This window comes from Streptomyces sp. NPDC054794 (assembly GCF_053611585.1).
Genome location: NZ_JBSHAQ010000140.1, coordinates 1 through 1,538 on the forward strand (window position 1 = coordinate 1; position 1,538 = coordinate 1,538).

At 66.6% G+C, this 1,538-nt stretch carries 2 protein-coding genes; one reads left to right on the forward strand and one right to left on the reverse strand.

What is annotated here, in order from left to right:
• Window positions 1-143 precede the first annotated feature (143 nt).
• The gene (locus tag ACWGKT_RS48415) at window positions 144-620 is read left to right on the forward strand and encodes a GNAT family N-acetyltransferase (protein WP_453278809.1); all 477 of its coding nucleotides are present in this window, start codon (window positions 144-146) and stop codon (window positions 618-620) included.
• Here the strand turns inward: ACWGKT_RS48415 and ACWGKT_RS48420 are convergent.
• A protein-coding gene (locus tag ACWGKT_RS48420) for an IS5 family transposase (protein WP_453278808.1) occupies window positions 615-1,489 on the reverse strand; the annotation gives its coding sequence in 2 pieces (ribosomal slippage) (window positions 615-1,132 and window positions 1,132-1,489; 876 coding nt in all). The genes ACWGKT_RS48415 and ACWGKT_RS48420 overlap by 6 nt on opposite strands.
• Window positions 1,490-1,538: the final 49 nt, after the last annotated feature.

Consider the following 1,538-nt stretch of genomic DNA (forward strand, 5'->3'; position numbering starts at 1 on the left):
CTAGGGCGTGTGTCGAAAGTGGCTGGTTGTGACTCTGTGGCTTGTGTTTCTATGCCGGAGTGAACATCGAAAGCTCCGGAGTGCCTGATGAGAGGCCGAGCCGCTGGATCCGGCAGAGGGCTGATGGTGACGTTGAGGAGTGCGTGCGGGTCCTCGCGGAGGTCCATGCGCGCGACGGCTATCCGGTGAACTGGCCTGATCAGCCGGGCGAGTGGCTGTCACGCGGTCCCCTGCTGGGCTCCTGGGTTGCCGAACTCGAAGGCGGCCTGGTTGGGCATGTCAGTTTGTCGCAAGGCGGCGAAGGCGATCTGGCCCCGATGTTGTGGAGCGAGCGGAACGGGGCGACGCGGGGTATGACCGCCGTGGTCAGCAGGTTGTTCGTCGCGCCACAGGCAAGGGGACATCGGATCGGTGCACTGCTGATCGGTCGAGCAGTGGAGGAAGCGCGGCGTCGTGGCCTGCATCCGGTGCTCGACGTCGTCGCATCCGATACCGCGGCGGTAGCCCTGTATGAGCGGCTGGGCTGGGAGCTGATGGCCACAGTCGAGCAGCAGTGGAGTCCGCACCAGACGGTCGCCGTCCGCTGTTACACAGCGCCATCATGGCGTGGCCGGTCATAGCCACTCGTTGATGGCCGCGACGAGGACGGTCGCCTCGTAGCGGACCGCGAGCTTGTCATACCGTGTGGCCACGGCCCGGTGCCTTTTGAGGCGGTTGATGCCGCATTCGACTGCGTGCCGAGCTTTGTAGTCCTGCGGGTCGAACTTCGGCGGCCGGCCGCCGTGCGAACCACGTTTCTTGCGGTTGCGGGCCTGGTCGGCTTTGTCCGGGATGGTGCAGCGGATCCCGCGCCGCCGCAGGTAGGCGCGGTTCTTCCGGGAGGCGTATGCCTTGTCGGCCCGCACGCGATTGGGCCGACTGCGCGGCCTTCCCGGGCCAAGACGCGGGACGCGGATCTTGTTCAGGACCGGCTCGAACTGCGGGGAGTCGCCCCGCTGGCCGGCCGTGATCACGATGGACATGGGCTTCTGGCCCTGTTCGACGGCCAGGTGCAGTTTGGTGGTCAGGCCGCCGCGTGAGCGCCCGAGTCCGTGGTCGTCAGGCTCGACAGCGACCCCGCCGGGCGGCTCCTTCTGCAGCTCCCCCTTTTCCTCGCTCCGGCGGCGTGCTGATGGGCTCGGCACACCGTGGAGTCGACGTTGATGTCCCAGGTGATCAGTTCTTTCGTGTCGGCCCGGGCCTGGAGCGCGGTGAAGATCCGATGCCAGGTGCCGTCCCGCTGCCACCGGCGGAACAGGTCGTATATCCGGCCCCACGGCCCGTACTTGACGGGCAGGTCCCGCCACGGGATGCCGGTGCGAACCCGGAACCGTATGCCGTTGATCAGCTGCCGCCTGGTCCACGTTGGCGGCCGTCCGGGCTTCCTGCCCCTCGGCAACAGCGGTTCCAGCACCGCCCATTGCACATCCGTCAGATCACCACGCGTCACGAACCAAGATCATCCCACGTGCAAGATTCACTTTCGATACACGCCCTAG